Source organism: Blautia sp. ZXY-1-B12 (assembly GCF_056339915.1).
In genome coordinates this window covers 1-17,323 of sequence record NZ_JBWJVP010000191.1, presented here as the reverse complement: position 1 = coordinate 17,323, position 17,323 = coordinate 1, and the positions used below count along the sequence as shown (strand labels likewise).

Annotated in this window: 16 protein-coding genes, 1 tRNA gene and 2 pseudogenes; 5 read left to right on the top strand and 14 right to left on the bottom strand. The window is 38.1% G+C overall.

The genetic code is table 11. The features are described from left to right. Positions 1-63: 63 nt before the first annotated feature. Positions 64-234, bottom strand: a complete 171-nt coding sequence (locus tag AC075L_RS10950; RefSeq protein ID WP_008705625.1) for a hypothetical protein — start codon at positions 232-234, stop codon at positions 64-66. Between the two features lie 221 nt (positions 235-455). Between AC075L_RS10950 and AC075L_RS10945 the strand changes: the two genes are divergently transcribed. The 3 genes and pseudogenes from AC075L_RS10945 to AC075L_RS10935 all read left to right on the top strand — a co-directional run bounded on the left by AC075L_RS10945 (position 456) and on the right by AC075L_RS10935 (position 2,495). Further along, entirely contained in the window at positions 456-1,241 is a 786-nt protein-coding gene (locus AC075L_RS10945) for a hypothetical protein (protein ID WP_226839680.1), read from the top strand. 135 nt (positions 1,242-1,376) lie between these two features. Then, a pseudogene (locus AC075L_RS10940) lies at positions 1,377-2,173 on the top strand (Rpn family recombination-promoting nuclease/putative transposase). 103 nt (positions 2,174-2,276) lie between these two features. Beyond that, entirely contained in the window at positions 2,277-2,495 is a 219-nt protein-coding gene (locus tag AC075L_RS10935; protein ID WP_055059977.1) for a DUF6219 family protein, read from the top strand. A 396-nt stretch (positions 2,496-2,891) separates the two neighbouring features. On the opposite strand, the gene AC075L_RS10930 is transcribed toward AC075L_RS10935, so the two are convergent. The 5 genes from AC075L_RS10930 to AC075L_RS10910 form a co-directional block, all read right to left on the bottom strand. Continuing rightward, positions 2,892-3,764 carry an ATP-binding cassette domain-containing protein gene (locus AC075L_RS10930; RefSeq protein WP_476387674.1) on the bottom strand — a complete coding sequence of 291 codons (873 nt, stop codon included), beginning with the start codon at positions 3,762-3,764 and terminating at the stop codon, positions 2,892-2,894. 3 nt (positions 3,765-3,767) lie between these two features. Further along, entirely contained in the window at positions 3,768-4,424 is a 657-nt protein-coding gene (locus AC075L_RS10925; protein WP_005339624.1) for a hypothetical protein, read from the bottom strand. Beyond that, the gene (locus AC075L_RS10920) at positions 4,421-5,491 is read right to left on the bottom strand and encodes an ABC transporter permease subunit (protein ID WP_118408753.1); all 1,071 of its coding nucleotides are present in this window, start codon (positions 5,489-5,491) and stop codon (positions 4,421-4,423) included. The genes AC075L_RS10925 and AC075L_RS10920 overlap by 4 nt, the downstream gene beginning before the upstream one ends. A gap of 116 nt (positions 5,492-5,607) precedes the next feature. Then, positions 5,608-6,786, bottom strand: a complete 1,179-nt coding sequence (locus AC075L_RS10915) for a sensor histidine kinase (protein ID WP_118408755.1) — start codon at positions 6,784-6,786, stop codon at positions 5,608-5,610. After that, positions 6,774-7,448 carry a response regulator transcription factor gene (locus AC075L_RS10910; protein ID WP_008705637.1) on the bottom strand — a complete coding sequence of 225 codons (675 nt, stop codon included), beginning with the start codon at positions 7,446-7,448 and terminating at the stop codon, positions 6,774-6,776. The genes AC075L_RS10915 and AC075L_RS10910 overlap by 13 nt, the downstream gene beginning before the upstream one ends. A 526-nt stretch (positions 7,449-7,974) precedes the next feature. Here AC075L_RS10910 and AC075L_RS10905 point away from each other — a divergent pair. After that, a pseudogene (locus AC075L_RS10905) lies at positions 7,975-8,346 on the top strand (MobQ family relaxase); the annotation flags it as partial. 142 nt (positions 8,347-8,488) lie between these two features. On the opposite strand, the gene AC075L_RS10900 reads toward AC075L_RS10905, so the two are convergent. The 8 genes from AC075L_RS10900 to AC075L_RS10865 form a co-directional block, all read right to left on the bottom strand. After that, complete coding sequence (locus tag AC075L_RS10900; RefSeq protein WP_019161000.1) at positions 8,489-8,869, bottom strand: DUF4825 domain-containing protein; 381 nt, start codon at positions 8,867-8,869, stop codon at positions 8,489-8,491. 61 nt (positions 8,870-8,930) lie between these two features. Next, a complete protein-coding gene (locus AC075L_RS10895; RefSeq protein WP_118330095.1) occupies positions 8,931-9,347 on the bottom strand; it encodes a YjdF family protein in 417 nt (138 codons plus the stop codon). Between the two features lie 427 nt (positions 9,348-9,774). Next, positions 9,775-10,536 (bottom strand): helix-turn-helix domain-containing protein, encoded by a 762-nt coding sequence (locus AC075L_RS10890; RefSeq protein ID WP_118408757.1) that lies wholly within the window; start codon positions 10,534-10,536, stop codon positions 9,775-9,777. Positions 10,537-10,860: 324 nt separating this feature from the next. Beyond that, on the bottom strand, positions 10,861-11,232 hold the full coding sequence (locus AC075L_RS10885) for a TnpV protein (RefSeq protein WP_118408759.1): 372 nt from the start codon (positions 11,230-11,232) through the stop codon (positions 10,861-10,863). Positions 11,233-11,263: 31 nt separating this feature from the next. Further along, the gene (gene rlmD / locus AC075L_RS10880; RefSeq protein ID WP_118408761.1) at positions 11,264-12,901 is read right to left on the bottom strand and encodes a 23S rRNA (uracil(1939)-C(5))-methyltransferase RlmD; all 1,638 of its coding nucleotides are present in this window, start codon (positions 12,899-12,901) and stop codon (positions 11,264-11,266) included. A 5-nt stretch (positions 12,902-12,906) separates the two neighbouring features. Further along, complete coding sequence (locus AC075L_RS10875; RefSeq protein ID WP_026649704.1) at positions 12,907-13,854, bottom strand: 3'-5' exoribonuclease YhaM family protein; 948 nt, start codon at positions 13,852-13,854, stop codon at positions 12,907-12,909. Between the two features lie 84 nt (positions 13,855-13,938). After that, entirely contained in the window at positions 13,939-15,204 is a 1,266-nt protein-coding gene (locus tag AC075L_RS10870; protein WP_173744697.1) for a S1C family serine protease, read from the bottom strand. Positions 15,205-15,516: 312 nt separating this feature from the next. Next, a tRNA-Leu gene (locus AC075L_RS10865) sits at positions 15,517-15,601 on the bottom strand. A gap of 482 nt (positions 15,602-16,083) precedes the next feature. Between AC075L_RS10865 and AC075L_RS10860 the strand changes: the two genes are divergently transcribed. After that, positions 16,084-17,323 (top strand): endonuclease MutS2 (locus AC075L_RS10860; RefSeq protein WP_476387673.1); only part of this gene is annotated, 1,240 nt, incomplete at its 3' end.

The window sequence follows — 17,323 nt, the reverse complement described above, 5'->3', positions numbered from 1 at the left end:
AAGGTTTTATTCCCAATGTCTGAAGACTCAATAGCATTAGTTAAATTTTCTCCCTCTCGGTTCTCAACCAATGCATTCCAAGCCATCAGATAAACCTTTATCAATGTTTCTTATTTCATTGACGCTCTTTCCGCTGGTGCTTTGTCCGAAATTGAACGAATACTCACCATTACTGTAATTCCGTACAGGCTTATCCCTCGCCTGACCGAAACCAAGCAAACTTTTTATACCCATCTGCTATCTCTTTCTTTTTGTTCCTGTCTGTGATAAAAACGATTCCATAGATATCGAAAAAAGTTCATAAAATTTTAGCAATTAAAGGCATTGGTTTTTTACTGTAAATTGCATATAATAAAAACACAGATAGAAATATCTGCGCAGCGGTTAGAGCGTCCAGTTAAAATGCTCGGTTAAAAGCGGTTAGATTGTCCAATTAAAACAATCGGTTAACAGCAATGGGTGGAGTAATCCACCCGCTACATCAGGTTGATCTGCTCACTCCTGCTGAAAGAAAAATCACAGAAAAAGAATATTGGGCACAACGCCGTGGACAGGAAAAGCTCGATGAACTGAATCAGAAAATGAAAGAAGATGGAATCACACCAAAGGAAACACGTTACCAGACAGAAAAACAATTTCTTCGTGACGCTATTGATGATGCTGCAAGCACCGCCCAATCACCAGAGGAATTTTCAAAAATCCTTGATGTAAAATATCACATCATCTTCACGATCAGTCGAAACCGATACAGCTATCTTCACCCTGGCAGAAAAAAATATATCACTGAAAGGAATCTTGGAACCAGATACACAGAAGATTTTCTCTTGAAAGCATTTGAGGAAAACACGAAATCCCATAGAGAACAGAAAGAAGAAATTCTGGAACAGCAGTCTCCGAATACTTCCACAGATTTACCAACTGTTCCTTTCTCTGATACTTCTGCTATCTCTACACCATTCATTTTCATAAAATCAGATCTCCGGCTTGTCATAGATCTGCAAACCTGTATTAAAGCACAGCAAAGTGGAGCCTATGCTCAAAAAGTAAAGCTCACCAATTTGAAGCAGATGGCTCAGACTGTTGCCTACATACAGGAACATGGCTATGATTCTCTTGATGATTTCCATGTAGAACTCAATCAGGCATCAGACCAGACCAGTGCTCCCAGAAAATCTTTAAAAGATACTGAACAGCAACTTAAAGATGTGAATGAACAGATTGAAAAAGTAAAAGATTTATAGACTGTTATTTTTTATCGGCATTTGTCATTTCAAAATTCAGGTATTGAGGATTACTATTTGCCATGTTAAAATAATGATACAGGAATCCATGTTTACTATGTCCCATTCTAAAGGAAAGCAGGTGGTGTTTTTACAATGGATAATACAGAAGAAACATTAGATTTTGAGCAAAAACATAAAGAAGATCTACAACGCCTCAGGGGTTCCGTCTTTTAGATGATGATTTTATGAGTAAAGTTTTTGAAGATAAGGCATGTGCGGAATTTCTACTTCAAATTATTTTGCAAAGACATGACCTTAAAGTACAATCTGTGCAGGGACAATACGATATAAAAAATTTACAGGGACGTTCTATTCGCTTGGATATATTAGCTGTTGATTCCAATAACCGCATTTATAATATAGAAATTCAAAGAAGTGATCGTGGTGCTGATGCAAAACGTGCAAGATACAATAGCAGTCTTATAGATGCCAATATAACTGAAGCTGGCGATAAATATGATGCTCTCACTGAAACCTATGTGATTTTTATTACCGAAAATGATGTATTAAAAGCCGGGCTTCCAATTTATCATGTTGACCGCATCATCCAGGAAACCGGTGAACCATTCGGTGATGAAGCTCATATTATTTATATAAATTCCCAAATCAAAGATGAAACAGAACTCGGAAAACTAATGCACGATTTTTCCTGTACCAATCCGAAAGACATGTATTATAAAATCCTTGCTGACAGAGTACGTTATTTTAAAGAAGATGAGGAAGGAGTTTTGACTATGTGCAGAGAGATGGAAAATATGCGAAAAGCTGAACGCATTGAAATTGCTAAACGTATGCTGGCCTCCGGTAAACTCACTTACGAAGATATTGCCGCTTTTACAGACCTGACCTTAGAAGAAATCGAAGCGCTGGCTGTACAAAAAACCGCATAACAAAAAGAGAAACCATCTCGCTATATACAGATGTGTTCCTCATTTCTTTATAAATAAAAGAAAAAAACTGAATCATAATAAAAAAACGCAGGAGAAATCTAAGATGAAAGCACATAAATATTGGTCACTTGGTGCATCGGCAGCAATGTTTGGAATCTTTTATACTGGCTATAAAAATATGAAATCCGCTCATAAGTATTTTGCTTGTAGCTCTCTGTTCTGCATGATCATAGCTATCTATTCTGGGCATGAAATGATTTCTGGTAAGTCTAAAAAAAGAAAGACTCTGTTTCCGATGGAGAATAGCAAGCCGAACCTGTGAAAAGGAGACTTCGACGGTCTTACAAATGCTATGAAAAGAAGTATTCTATGCTGTTTTTTCTTCTTTATTCTATTTTTCTTCCTCCAACTCCCGGAGGACTTCTTCGCCGTACTTATCAATCATCCGTACCAGAAAATCAATGCACCGCTCAAATTCAATATTCTGTTGCATAAGCTCCTCCCGTCATTGTTTTAATCTGAGCTTATTTTACAGAACCTACCGGAAAACCACATTGAATAGAAATTGATTTTAAATTGACACAATCAATTTAAAAATATCCGCATTTTCTTGATCAGGAGTTATATCCACAGATTGGATTTTGCATTGGAAAAAATCTATCCGGTCTTTTAACAAAATAAGCATAATTTACGGCGGGCAACTTGCCCGCCGTTATATTCAACTATTCGTCAAATAAATATATGCATCTTCCAAAGTGATATCATTATCCAGGACACACTTCTCATTTGGCTTTCCTTTGCTTAATATTTTCATATGAATTCCATTTTCTACATACTGCTTAGATGAAATAGAATAATTGGCTTCTAACAAACGGGCTTCTTCTGCATTTTGTACCGTACAATTCCAAACACAGCCCTTTGCATTTTCCAGCAATCCACTCACACTTCCGGAATATAAAAAATTCCCTTTTTTCATAATGGCAAGCTGTGTACAGGTTGCTGCTAAATCTTCTACTACATGAGTGGAAAACAGCACAGTTCTATCCTTTGAAAAATCAACCAGAAGATTGCGGATCCTGATTCTTTCTTCCGGATCTAACCCGGTGGTAGGTTCATCAATAATCAAAAAATCCGGATTATTAAGAAGTGCCTGTATGAGTCCGACACGTCTCTTCATACCACCAGATAATTGCCGCATTTTTTTATTCTGATGCTCTGTAAGAGAAGTCTTTTCCAGATAATAGGTAATTCTTTGTTCGAGGTCATTTCTGGATACTCCTGACAGTCCCCCCATATATACAAGACATTCTTTCACCGTAAGATTCGGATATAAGTCGATTTCCTGTGGAAGATAACCAATCTTTTTCTGTATTTTCTCATAATTTCCCTCGTTATACAGAATTCCATCAAGGAAAACCATTCCTTCCGTTTGTTTTAAAACAGTTGTAAGAACCCTCATCAAAGTGGTTTTTCCAGCACCATTCTCACCCAAAAGTCCGTAAATTCCCTTAGGTATTTCAAGAGATGCCTTATTTACTGCAACTACACCATTTTTAAATCTAACTGTTAAATCATTTATTCTAATACTCATAATCTATCCTCTTTTCTTTAAAGCCATTGGTAATACTGCAAATAAAAACAGCCCCGCTATAAAAGACACAAGCGTTCCATAAATCCAACTCTCGGACATTAATTGAGTAGGTTCACAAAAGCTGAAAGAAAACAATCCCAGATTTCCGAAAAATGAACTTCCCGCTTTTGATATAAGTCCAATGACAATTCCAAATAAACATCCAATACCTGCCCACATATTTCGAAGCAATGTACACAAAATCACAGAGCATATACTCCAAAGCCAGATAGTTCCAAACATTGCAATGAAATATAAAAGAAATATCTGAATACCCGAAATGCCTTCGTTTACACTGCCCGGTTTTTGCCAGAAAAACAAAACATATCCAACACAGGAAAGTATTAATAAATATAATATTTGAACGCCTACTCTCTGCGATATTACTTTTAACTGCTTTTTTTGATCATACAAATGAAATACATCGGCACGCTTACTTTTTACTTCCATCAAATATGTGTCACTACAAAAAATAATTGTTAAAAATGCTATTGGAGACTGAATTGCTGAACCGATTTCTTCATAGTATATAATCGGATGAATAACACACAATATCAGTATAAATGCACATGAATAAAAAATCTTATATAACGACAGGCAGTTTTTTAGTTCCGTTTTCAATGAACCCTCCTCCTTTTCCAGATTGTAACAGAAATACATACTAATATAACTGATGAAATTACAAGAATAATCTGATTTATGTTTGACATTTTGGCTGCATGTGTTTCAAAAAATCTGCCAGGGAATCGCACCATAATAGAGAACGGTCTCATATAATAAATATCATTCTTCATGGTCAGCATATTTGAATATATAATGTGCAAAAACAAGATTGGTGCTGCCGGAAGCGGATTTTTAAATATTACTGCTGTAATTGTATAGACACAACATATCATCAAAATATTCGGAATAATATAGATCAGAGAATTCACGCAAAAATCAATTGGTGTTACTGGAAAGCCCGATTCTAAAGACGTTTTCAAACACAGCATAAAGAATATAACATTCAAAATCACTAATACTCCCAGCATACTAATGAATCCGCTTATTACTTTCCCACATATATATTGGACTGCCGTAACAGGCTTTGTATGTAATAATTCATAGGTACTTTTTCGTGTATCCTGAATAAATAAAAATGATAGCAAGACTGTTGCAAAAAAGGCCATATGCAATCCTGCAAAATCCGTAAATTTTTTGGCAAAGTACCAGGAAAAAGAATGTTCGGATAATTTCCGCTCGATATAATGATTGATTTCTTCTGCTGTCCCCTTATGAATTTCAAGGTCCTCATAAGCATATCTTGCATTATAATAGCCATATTGGGATTCCAAAAACTCAGAAGCAGTCTTTACATCCATATTCTGAATTTCTTTCATTACATGATCTGCTTCCTGCCTGCTAAATCCAAAACCATTTTTGGAGGTGTCCATTAGCGTCTCTTTGATCGTATCTTCCCACTCCCTTCTTCTTTCTTTATCATCAGATGTGGGAATGTACCCATCCATGACATCAGCATCTTCCAATGCTACGTCATTTTGTGTGATCTGTTCATTCTGTTTGATATAATGAATTTGCAAATACGATGACAGACATTGATACATACTGGTAACTATAATAATCAAGCCAATCCACAAAACAGGGTTCTTTAAATAATCAAGTATACTTCTTTTTATGATTGTTTTCATTGTATCTCTTCCTTTCTTTATTTCTTTAACGACATCATACAAATCAATTCTCAATAAATTCACAACAAAAAAGACTAAAACCACTTTATTTGTGATTTCAGCCTTATAAAGTATTTTTATTCAGCTTTGAAAAGAGCTTCTACATGAGCACCGCCCTGTCTGACATTATATATTTTCAAATTTCCTCCATGCTTTTCACAGAAAATACGAGAAATATACATACCAAGACCAAAATGCTTTAAATCATCTTGTAGATTCTTATGATAAAATGGCTCTGTTACTTTTTCCTCAGTATCCACGAATCCTATTCCATCATCTTCAACAGAAATTATAAGAAAACCATCCTTTTTCTTTATTTGCAAAGCAATACTTTTTTGTGCATATCGAACCGCATTTTCCAGTAAGTTGTCTGTCACTTCCATGACAAGTTCCTCATCCACTTTCACAATGTTTTGTTCCTGCGCTCTTTCTACCTTACATAATTTACTTTCCTTCTTGGACAGCATGGCAGCTTCTGCCTCAATCTTTTTTTCCAGTTCCGATAATTCTATCTCTGAGCATTGCAGTTCCCTCTGTTCTAAATGGGACATTTTTCTCATGTTTTCCGTAAAATGCTCTATACGGTCAATCTGATACATGCCTGTTTGTAAGATATCAATAACATCCTCTGTTTTTATACTCTCAGCAGAAACAAACTCTAAGAGCATTTCCTGATACCCACGCAATATGGAAAGTGGAGAACGTATATCATGTGCAATTGCATTCCGCAAAGCCTTCTCGTCATCAATCATTCGCCACATCTTTCTGTTGTTATCTGCTAAAGCACTTCGCATCATTTCAAATTCTTTACACAAAGTTCCCATCTCATCTTTATTTTCATAGGACACATGAAAATCCAGTTCATTATCCGCAATCATTTGCGAGGCATCTTTTAGTTCCTGTAGAGGTGTCTTTAACTTATTTTTATAAAAAAAGAATACCGCAGCAACACTCCCAACAATCGAAAAAATCAGTACCGAATATGTTTCCATAAAGTCACACATTTCCGAAAGATGATAGTCCAAACGATTCATCTGCGATTGATTAGGTCTTGATATCTCAATCTCGTATTTCTTTCCATATTGCTGAAACACGTCCGTATAATCTGCATAATCAATATATTTTTCCCATATTTTATTCTGCATATTTCTTGCAAAATGAACTGTAAATCCAGATAACAGAAATGCTGCCGTTAAGCTGATCACAAAATAAAGCAGAATTGTTTTTTTCAGTGACAAGTTTCTTATTTTTTCCATCGGTATCCAATCCCCCATACAGTTTCTATGTATTCTTTTTCTGAATAATCCGCTATTTTTTTCCTTATACGCCGTACTAACTCCGTTATCGTTCTACTGTCCCCTTCCGCATCATATCCACAGACTTGTTCATATATACGTTCTTTATCAAACACCTGCCCCGGATGCATGGATAAGAATTCAATAATCTGATATTCAATTTTTGTGAACTCCATCCTGTGTCCAGCTATAGCTACTATTTTTTCAGAATAATCAATCAGCATTTCATCCATAAAACGGTATTCCGTTTTTTGTTGATGCCTTTCTTCTCTCTTTATGTTTGTGACAATCCTTGCTTCCAACTCCCGAAGACTAAATGGTTTCGTAATATAATCATCCCCACCTGAAAGCAACCCATTAATTTTATCATCTTCGTCAACTCTTGCTGTCAGAAATAAAATTGGACATAACACTTTACTGCGTATCAGACGACATACTTCAATCCCATCCATGCGTGGCATATTGATATCCAACAAAATAATATCCGGTTTCATTTTTATTTTATTTAATGCTTCCATTCCATCTGTAGCCGTAATGGTTTCATATTGTTTCATATTAAAATAACTACAAAGCATTTTCACCAATTCTTTATCATCATCAACAACTAAAATCTTGTATTTCATCCAAACCACCTCCAGTATCCATATTATACGATAAAAAACAATGAAATCACAACAAGAGTACATGAAGAACGTACGCACAATATATCTTTTTTCTCAATTCCAGCTCAATTTCCACTCAATGTCTTTTACCTCAGATTTTCGTATGCTTATCTCACAGCAAAGCAGTACCACACCGGTATGACCTGCTGAATCAATCAATACGAAAACGGAGGTATTTTTTATGCGAGAACTCAGAAACACAAAAATCATCGCTGTAGATCATGGCTATAGCAATATGAAAACAGCAAACACCGTCACGCCAACCGGAATCAAAGCCTATGAAACAGAACCAATCTTCACCGGAAATATTCTAGAATATAACGGCATTTACTACCGGATTGGCAAAGGACACAAAGAATTTATCCCGGATAAGGCTATGGACGAAGAATATTATCTTCTGACGCTAATGGCTATTGCAAAGGAACTGAATGTCTTTTCCATCCGTGAAGCAGATGTCCATCTGGCTGTCGGACTTCCTCTGACATGGATGAATAACAATCTTGATATCCTAGATTCTCAGGACATCTCGCTCAAAAAACAGCTTGAAAAAGATGCCGCCGCTTTCCGGGAAGAAAAATTTCGTCCTGAATCTGAACAGTATACAGAATTGCTGGACACCAGAATCCAGATACGTCCTGATTTCCGGGATAAGCTGATCGAGCAGCTCAAAGGTACTTTTGGTAAGTATTATGACTATCACCGCCGTGATATTGCCGCCAATGAGGTGGATTATCTCAATGTGGAAGATTCGGATGTCTTCTCCCATCGTGCATGGGAACTTAAATATCAGCTAGAACAGGAAATGCGGCGAAATCAGCCTGCAAGAGCTAAGAAAAAGTCCTATGATATGGAATTGTAATCATCTTCGAGTAGATAACATGCTCTTACAAATCTCTTGTTCAAAAATAAACTCCTTTCAAAAAGGCGTATGGAAATCAAAACTTCCATACGCCTTTTTATATTCTGCTCTTCAAATTGTCTAAAAGTTGACTAAAAATATATCACCGTTCATATGATACAATAATTTCTTTGCTATCTGCTGTTTTATAATCAATTGTTCCCAAATTACCAATCAAGTCAAATGTCATATCTGCATTAACCTGCAATTCATCTTCAAGTTTGACTGCCGACGGCTCATCTTTTAGAAAAACTGTTAATCCATAAGGCTCTGTTTCAGACTGTATCTCTATACTGTCATATGAGTATCCCTCTGGATACTCTTGACCGCTTACAATATTTATAACATTTGAAGAATCTCCTACATAATCTGTCTTATACTGCGATAAATCAGGAATTTCGTACAATTTTTCTTTTTTTCCGCACGCTGAAATCAACATGATTGATACGGCAACTAACATAATTGCAAGTACTTTTTTCTTCATAGAAACACCTCCCGAAATCTTTATTCAACACTTTTCGATTTGAGTAAAAGCCCAAGGGACTTTAATGTCCCTTATGCTTTTCTCTTTTCTTGCGCTGTTTCAGTTCAAACATTCGCTGCTCTTCTGCTTCTTTTCTCTTGCGGCTTTTCTCTTTGCGTTCCTGCTTGTTCTGTTCCTGCTGTAATTTCAACGCCTGTTGCGATTTTGTACCAATGCCTATTTCCAGCATCTGCTTCTTTGCTTCCCGCTGCATCCGTTTCGGATTTCTTTTGATATCCTTTACAACAGTTTCAACAACCGGACTGAATTTCAAACTGAAGTACCACTTTTGAATATATTCCTGTACTTCACAATCTTTTGGCTCTGCACCAAATGTTACCTTTGCCGCAGATAGTTTACCATCTTCGATGCGTTCAAAGATCCCCACCCAAAACGGCTCCTCAAAAAATACTGTCAGCTTTCCATTTACTTTGTCCATAAGAATCCCTCCTAAAATTGATTGAACAAAGAATGGACAACCCGGAGGGGCAGGTTACTTACCCTATTTATATAGGACGGCCGGGCTACCTACCGGCTCTGGCACATCAAAGATGTACGTTGCGTTTTTATCTTTGCTTTTATAATCAAGCCATATGGCACGATTAACTTAATTCAGAAACTTCTAAGTTGCGTTCCTCAAAAATATTCTTCTTACTTCATAAGATTCTATCTTTTGTTCAAATCATACCATATGATTAATGCATTTTCTATATACTTTCTTTATAATCAGCCAAAAGCCTCGAAGGAGCTTTCCACGTTTTAAATGTACACTAATTCTCTTAACACAACCTCTTCTGCATCATTCCATATTTCCCATGAAGAATGTTGTAAATTAGTACTATCCACAACGATAACAGGTAATTTAATTATTCGTATTTTTTCCCGATAATGTAAATCGAAATTACCATACCACCTAATATCATAATTAAGAAAATTTTATTCGAAATATCCCATAAAGCTATATTGAAACAATTGATTATTATAATACCTGCAAGAGGATATAGAACAACCGTTGCAAGTGTCCATATTTTTAAAGTTGTGCAGATGTACATCCAATTTCCGTTGTTAAAGGATAAACCAACTAGATGTATTCTAAAAATTCCTTGTGAAACATAATTTATCTTGTTTGCATCATAATATGTTGGTAATATGTCTTTGGCAAAGAAACAAAACCATGCACCAAATAAAAGCATTAACCCTGTAACCAGCAATATATCATCTTTCATCTCAGCTATTGAATTCCCAGATACGACTAACATAATAATTTCTGTAATAGATATTAAAAAGCATAGCAAATATGCTAATATCCAGTTTTTTCTATGCTGATGAATAGAATTCCTAACAGCCATATCGAGAGAGCCTACTACCAATTCCTCGACTTCTTTTGTATCAATATTTTTCTGTGTATCTATTTTTTCTCCACGTAACAATTCTGTAACGGTAACATCTAATATATCAGCTATTGGTATGAGTAATACGACATTGGGCATACTAAGACCACGTTCCCATTTGCTAACTGTTTTATCTGATACATATAATTTTTCAGCCAAATCCTTTTGAGTTAAATTCTTTTCCTTTCTTAATTCGGTTACAAATAAACCAAATTTTTCATTACTAATCTGATACATATATCCACCTCCTGCACACATATTATAATGAGAGCGTGCATAAATCAATCGACTAGCAGTAGAATTGCAGAATATTAGCACATAATTCATCAAATAATCTCCCCATCATGATTATTTCTATAAAGTTATATTCGAATATTTTTTAAGCCATACTATGGAATAATTAAATCGGCAACTTATAACTATGACGGAAAAAACCAGCCTTCCGAAACTTAGAAAAGATCACTTGCTATAGAATTGTAATTTGCTTCTTCTTTGACCCCTTATAAACATAAAAGCTGAACAAACAGGAGTTTTCGTCCTACTTGTTCAGCTCTTATTCTACTACCTATAAATCAATTCTTTTAACACAATCTCTTCTGCTGTATTCCGGATGTTATTTACAACTCCAACCCACACCATCTGATCACGAGCTTTCAATTCTTCCGTAACGCCTTGCTTCTCCATCATCTGACGCACCAGAATACCCATCCTCTCCTGTGCTTCATCATCCACAGCATTCAGATGTTTTGTCAATCTGTCTTCCAACATATACAGAGAATACATTGCCGGACGATGCTCTTTCAGATACGTTTTCCGCAGCATTCCATATTTTCCATAATGCGGTTCTTCATCTGTACTGACAAGATTCGGATAGTAAATTCCGTCTGCTCCCAGTGTGTAGGTTCCACCCATTTTTTCAAATGTGCTTTTCATGTGTTATTCCTCCTTGAAATCAGCGATATCCTTAGATCATCGCAAAATATTTCAGGGCAGCCTTGATAGCATCTTCTTTCTCTTTCGGACACTGTGGCACTTTTGGATTTTCTGTCTTTGGCAGATTATAGTTCTCTCCTACTTCGATTCCACATTTCCTTTTGATTTGAGAAATATATAAATTTGAAACCTTCAAGCCAAATTCTTTCAGCACATAATCTTTGATTTCCTGATAGGTCGCTTTCGTCTCTGCACTGGTTGCATCCAGCTCATCTAAGTCTAAGTCGATCTCTATCGTGTCATCTGGTTTTTGTTGGGACAAAAGAACAACCGTCTCCACGTGAACCGTCATCCCAAATTGATCAACCGGGCATACCTTTCTAAGCTCATATCCCCTCGCACACAGATACTTCAGATCCCTTGCCAACGTCGCACTGTCGCAACTTACATACACAATCCTCTCCGGGTTCATCTCGATCATGGTCTCCAGCAGGGTTTCATCACAGCCTTTTCTTGGCGGATCTACGACGATAACATCTGCATAAACACCATTTTTCTTATACTCTCTCGGCAGCACTTCTTCTGCCTTGCCCACAAAGAACTCTGTATTTTCCAGACCATTAAGTTTTGCGTTCTCTTTCGCATTCTCAATAGCTGCAGGAACAATTTCCACACCACGGACAAATTTTGCTTTCTGTGCCAGGAACAGGGAAATAGTTCCGATTCCACAGTAGAGATCCCATACTGTTTCCTCGCCGTGAAGATCTGCGTATTCCAGTGCCTTTGCATAAAGCTTCTGAGTCTGCATAGGATTTACCTGATAGAAAGACAGAGGTGAAATCTGATAGGAAATATCTCCGATCCTGTCTGTGATATATTCCTGGCCCCAGAGCAGACGAATTTCCTCACCAAGGATTACATTACTGTGTTTCTTATTTACATTGATGGTGATGCTTGTCATTCCCGGAATCTCACACAGAGATTTTACAAGCTGTTCCTCTTTCAGAATCTTATTTCCGTTCAGGATCAGACAGACCATCACTTCTTTTGTGAAGTATCCGTAACGGATCAGGACATGGCGCACCAGCCCTTTGCCTGTTGCTTCATTATATGGTTCAATCCCGTATTTCTCCATATGTGCGATCACACGGTCCAGAACTTCTTTATTCTCAGCTACACCAAGTGCACAGTCACGGTTCTCAATAATATTGTGGGTTCTTCCCGCATAAAAACCTGTAACGATTTTTCCCTCTTTATTTCTGCCTACAGGAAACTGTGCCTTATTTCTGTAATGAAAAAGTTCATCCATGCCAATGATCGGCTCCATGGGGATATCTGTAAAGCCACCGATACGTTCCAGATGTCCCTTCACCTTATTTGTCTTAAATACAAGCTGTTGGTCATAGGAAAGTGCCTGAAGCTGGCATCCGCCACACTGACGGGCAAATTCGCACTTGGGCTCAACTCTGTACGGAGATGGCTTCAGCACCTCCATAAGACGGCCGTAACCATAATTTTTCTTTGCCTTGATAATTTTGGCTGTTACTGTATCTCCGATCACTGCGTCCTTGACAAAAACGGTGAAGCCATCGGCTTTTCCGATACCTTCACCGTCAATTCCGCAATCTTCTATCTCTAACGTAACAAGATCGTTCTTACGAAATTCCATAAAGATTACACCTCATCTGTTCTTCTTAAGTTGGATTCAAACAATTTATTATATCCAAGCCATTCTTTTTTGCTCTTGTTTGCTGCAAAAATCTCTGTGATGGTTTCCATTCTTGCATCTGTATTATCTGCAAGATTGAGGGCTACAGCCTCCACCAGTGCAGGTTTCTTCGGGGAACCGTATTCAAGTTCTCCGTGATGGGACAGGATACAATGGATCAGTTCATTCTTAAGCACCTCCGGAAATTCCGGTATCTGGCGGGCAAGATCATTGATCATCTGCGCTCCCATATAAATATGTCCCAGAAGCTGACCTTCATCTGTATAATCATTTAGCGGAAATGCAGATAATTCTTTTGTCTTTCCGATATCATGAAGAAGTGATGCTGTGATCAGTAAATCCCTGTTGATGACCGGGTATGCCTTTGACATATAATCGCAGAGTCTGGTCACTCCCAGAGTATGCTCCATCAGACCGCCGATAAATCCGTGATGTACTGTCTTCGCTGCAGAATGTCCTTCAAACGCTTTCACAAAAGCTTCATCTTCCACAAATAATTTCTTCAGAAGTGCAGACAGATAAGTATTCTCCACACTGTCAATAAATGCTCTCAGCTGGCTGTACATATCATCTGTGCTGTTCTCACTTACAGGAAGATAATCTGCCGGGTTGTACTCATCTTCAGCAGCCTTGCGCACACGCTTGATATTCAGCTGCATAGCCCCTGCAAAGCTGGTCACATCTCCCACAACATCTATATAATCCAGTGCATCAAAATCATCAATTCCAAGAGAATTCGGATCCCAGATCTTTCCATCCATGATTCCGGTTTTATCCTGGAGGATAATATTCTCATAGGGTTTTCCATTCTTCGTTACCGCAGACTGTTTCTGCTTGCACAGATAAATCCCATTAATTCTGTCTCCCTCATGTAACTCATTTAAAAAACGCATAAAGCCTGCCTCTCTATCCTTTATTTTTAGTATTATAACAATTCCACAAGAAAGAATCCCGCTTGTAGGATTCTCCGCCTGTCACTATCTCTCTCCAACTGTTACCTTATAATCTTTCTCCGCATACTCACCATCGGAATTTTTGCGAAGAACCGTTATGGTAAGATTTTCTCCCTGCTTTTTTGTCTGAAGATATGTATAGTAAGACTGCATACTCTCTGTGGGAGTTCCATCAATCTTACTTATGATATCTCCACACTGTATCCCTGCCTTCATCGCAGGAGATTCTTCTTGTGTACGCTCCACGTAAAGTCCCTGATCAATTCCCAGTTTTCTACATTGTGCCTGAGTTATCTCTGTTCCATAAATACCTGTATATCTGATTGTCTCTTTGTTAGCCAGATGTTCTACCAACGGAAGAATCTGCGAAATGGAAACTGCATGAATATTATCTCCATCGTTTTCATTCTTCTTCAGTATCATACCTGCCACATTTCCGTCAGAATCAAGCAGCACACCACTTCCATCTTCATTCCCCTGCACATCTGTAGCCAACACATTATACTCCGTATCCGCTACCGATAGTTTTTCAGAAACAGAAGTGATCATTCCATAAACCACCGCATCACTGTCACCGGCAGGACTTCCGATAGCAATTACTATATCGCTCTGTCCCAGTTTCTTTGTGTCTGTCAGATCAGATACCACGATACCTTCTCTTGTACTGTCATTAAGAAGATTTTTTCTCACAGTTGCAACTGCAAATCCGGAATCTGCATCTCCCCTGCATATCTCTCCCTGCACTGTCGAACCATCTGCAAAAGTCACCTGCAGTTCCTGCAGATTTTCCAGTTCTTCCTCATAGGTCAGGATATAAAATTGCGTCTCTGTTTCAAGAAAGACAAGACCTTCCGTATCTTCCTGCTGCAAATAAGAATTATTCAGCAAATCCTCATCCTTTGAAATTCCTCTCACGTTTACAAGAGATTTTCGGGATTTTTGGGAAACCTTCAGCACTTCCCTATACATCTCCTGACGCATTGCCAGAAGACTCTTCTCCTCTTTTTCAGAAACTGAAGCGACAGATTCCCTCTCTGTTGCCTGTTCTTCAGATATCGTCTCCGCTACATCCGATCCTGTCAGTTCGATTTTCTGCTGTGTATTCTCTTCTCTGTCCGCCATAACCGGAAACACACTGGCAAAGGTTACGGCTGCGCAGCCCCCAAACAAAACGCCACATCCTGCTATCATAAGCAGCCTGCGCAACAGACTGCCATTCTCTTTTGGCTGTTTTTTTACCGTTTCTTTTATAAACTGATATTCCTGTGTGTCCATTTTGTTTTTTTTCATACCTGATTCTCCTGCCGCACTCCATTCAGGATAACTGCCCAGTGTCATACAAAACAGCAATCTGCCAAACAGTTACCATTCAGGTTCAATATCACTTGTATTCAAACAAATTATATCGTAACAATCTACATATTATTTTAACAAAAAGATATGAATTTTTTATGAATATACTATAAGTAATTTCCCACAGTACAAAAAAGAAGCTCCTACTGAAACACTTATCGTATCAGCGAAACACTACAGCTCAGGTTATTATGATGACACAAAAAAACGGTTTAAATGCACATATAATAGCATTCAAACCGTTTCTTATGCGGAAGATGGGACTTGAACCCACACGAGCGCAATGCTCACAAGATCCTTAGTCTTGCTCGTCTGCCAGTTCCGACACTTCCGCATATCGCATTTCTGTTATAAGTTTTACTTATTGTTGCGACAATTGGTACTATACCAAAAACTATATAAACTGTCAATAGCTTTTTTGAATTTTTTTTATTTTTTTGTAAAAACTATCATTTTTATGTATTTCTATCCTTTTTGCTTTCCATAGATTCCAAAATCATATATAATAGGAAAAGTATTTGTAACTGCTTATTTCACAGTAACACGGCTACAGTTATGTACTGTTCACACACCACTATTCCGCGAGGTGTTTTGGCATGAACATGCCAAAATCCCGAGACATACAAGCCAAAATTCCATTGCCGCAGGCGATATCTGGAATGAGATTTTGGCTACGTTACTGTGAACGGAGTGAACAGTAACACAATTATTTTTTTCAAATTGCTATAATCCCGGAGTACATTTCCATAACAAAAAATGCTATAATATCAGGGACAGCAAATTATAAAGATATCTATCAGGAGATTTAAACAGACAATGAATCAGAAAGCATATAAAGCACTTGAATATTATAAAATCATCAATATGCTGACAGACAAGGCTTCCTCTTCCATGGGAAAAGAAATCTGCCGGAAGCTGGAGCCATCCACAGATATTGATGAAATCCGACATATGCAGACTCAGACCAGAGATGCACTTACCCGTCTTTTCCAGAAAGGAAATATTTCCTTTGGCAGCGTCAAAGATGTGCGTGGTTCTCTGAAACGTCTGGAAATCGGAAGTTCTCTGGGGATTGGTGAACTTCTTGCCATCTGCAGCCTTCTTGAGAACACCAATCGTGTCAAAGCTTATTCCAGAAGTGAGCGCGGTGATTCTCTCCCGGACTCTCTGGACGGGATGTTCGAGGCACTGGAACCACTGACTCCTCTTACAACAGAGATCCGCAGATGCATCCTCTCAGAAGATGAGATCAGTGATGATGCAAGCAGCAACCTCCGCCAGATTCGAAGAAACATGAAGATTACCGGAGACAGGATCCATACACAGCTCTCCTCTCTTGTAAATGGAAGTGCCCGCAATTATCTGCAGGATTCCGTTATTACCATGAGAAACGGACGCTACTGCATTCCGGTCAAGGCAGAATACAAAGGACAGGTTCCGGGTATGGTACACGATCAGTCCTCCACAGGTTCTACTTTATTTATCGAACCTATGGCAATCGTAAAACTAAATAATGACATCCGCGAGCTGGAACTGGAAGAACAAAAAGAGATTGAAGTGATCCTTTCCACTCTGAGCCAGCAAACTGCAGAACAGACCGACTCTATCCGCGCAGATCTTAATATCATGGTACAGCTTGACGTCATTTTTGCCAGAGCATCCCTTGCCATGGATATGAATGCAACAGAACCAATCTTCAATGATGAAGGACGCATCCGTCTGAAACAGGCACGCCACCCTCTCATTGATAAGAAGAAAGCTGTTCCCATTGATATCCGTCTCGGCGATGATTTCGACTTGCTTGTTATCACCGGTCCGAACACCGGTGGTAAAACTGTATCTTTAAAGACTGTCGGACTTCTCACTCTCATGGGCCAGTCCGGTCTTCATATTCCCACACTGGACCGCTCAGAGCTTGCACTGTTTGAAGAAGTTTATGCAGATATCGGTGATGAACAGAGTATCGAACAGTCATTAAGTACATTCTCCTCACATATGACCAACGTGGTTTCTTTCCTGAAAAAAGCCAACCGTCACTCTCTTGTCCTTTTCGATG

Excerpts from the sequence above, each read along its gene's own strand:
- AC075L_RS10900 (WP_019161000.1), bottom strand. The coding sequence starts at position 8,869 with ATGAAGAAAAAAGTACTTGCAATTATGTTAGTTGCCGTATCAATCATG.
- AC075L_RS10895 (WP_118330095.1), bottom strand. The coding sequence starts at position 9,347 with ATGGACAAAGTAAATGGAAAGCTGACAGTATTTTTTGAGGAGCCGTTT.
- AC075L_RS10910 (WP_008705637.1), bottom strand. The coding sequence starts at position 7,448 with ATGAAATACAAGATTTTAGTTGTTGATGATGATAAAGAATTGGTGAAA.
- AC075L_RS10870 (WP_173744697.1), bottom strand. The coding sequence starts at position 15,204 with ATGAAAAAAAACAAAATGGACACACAGGAATATCAGTTTATAAAAGAA.
- AC075L_RS10930 (WP_476387674.1), bottom strand. The coding sequence starts at position 3,764 with ATGAGTATTAGAATAAATGATTTAACAGTTAGATTTAAAAATGGTGTA.
- AC075L_RS10935 (WP_055059977.1), top strand. The coding sequence starts at position 2,277 with ATGAAAGCACATAAATATTGGTCACTTGGTGCATCGGCAGCAATGTTT.
- AC075L_RS10920 (WP_118408753.1), bottom strand. The coding sequence starts at position 5,491 with ATGAAAACAATCATAAAAAGAAGTATACTTGATTATTTAAAGAACCCT.
- AC075L_RS10945 (WP_226839680.1), top strand. The coding sequence starts at position 456 with ATGGGTGGAGTAATCCACCCGCTACATCAGGTTGATCTGCTCACTCCT.
- AC075L_RS10885 (WP_118408759.1), bottom strand. The coding sequence starts at position 11,232 with ATGAAAAGCACATTTGAAAAAATGGGTGGAACCTACACACTGGGAGCA.
- rlmD (WP_118408761.1), bottom strand. The coding sequence starts at position 12,901 with ATGGAATTTCGTAAGAACGATCTTGTTACGTTAGAGATAGAAGATTGC.
- AC075L_RS10890 (WP_118408757.1), bottom strand. The coding sequence starts at position 10,536 with ATGTATCAGATTAGTAATGAAAAATTTGGTTTATTTGTAACCGAATTA.
- AC075L_RS10875 (WP_026649704.1), bottom strand. The coding sequence starts at position 13,854 with ATGCGTTTTTTAAATGAGTTACATGAGGGAGACAGAATTAATGGGATT.
- AC075L_RS10915 (WP_118408755.1), bottom strand. The coding sequence starts at position 6,786 with ATGGAAAAAATAAGAAACTTGTCACTGAAAAAAACAATTCTGCTTTAT.
- AC075L_RS10950 (WP_008705625.1), bottom strand. The coding sequence starts at position 234 with ATGGGTATAAAAAGTTTGCTTGGTTTCGGTCAGGCGAGGGATAAGCCT.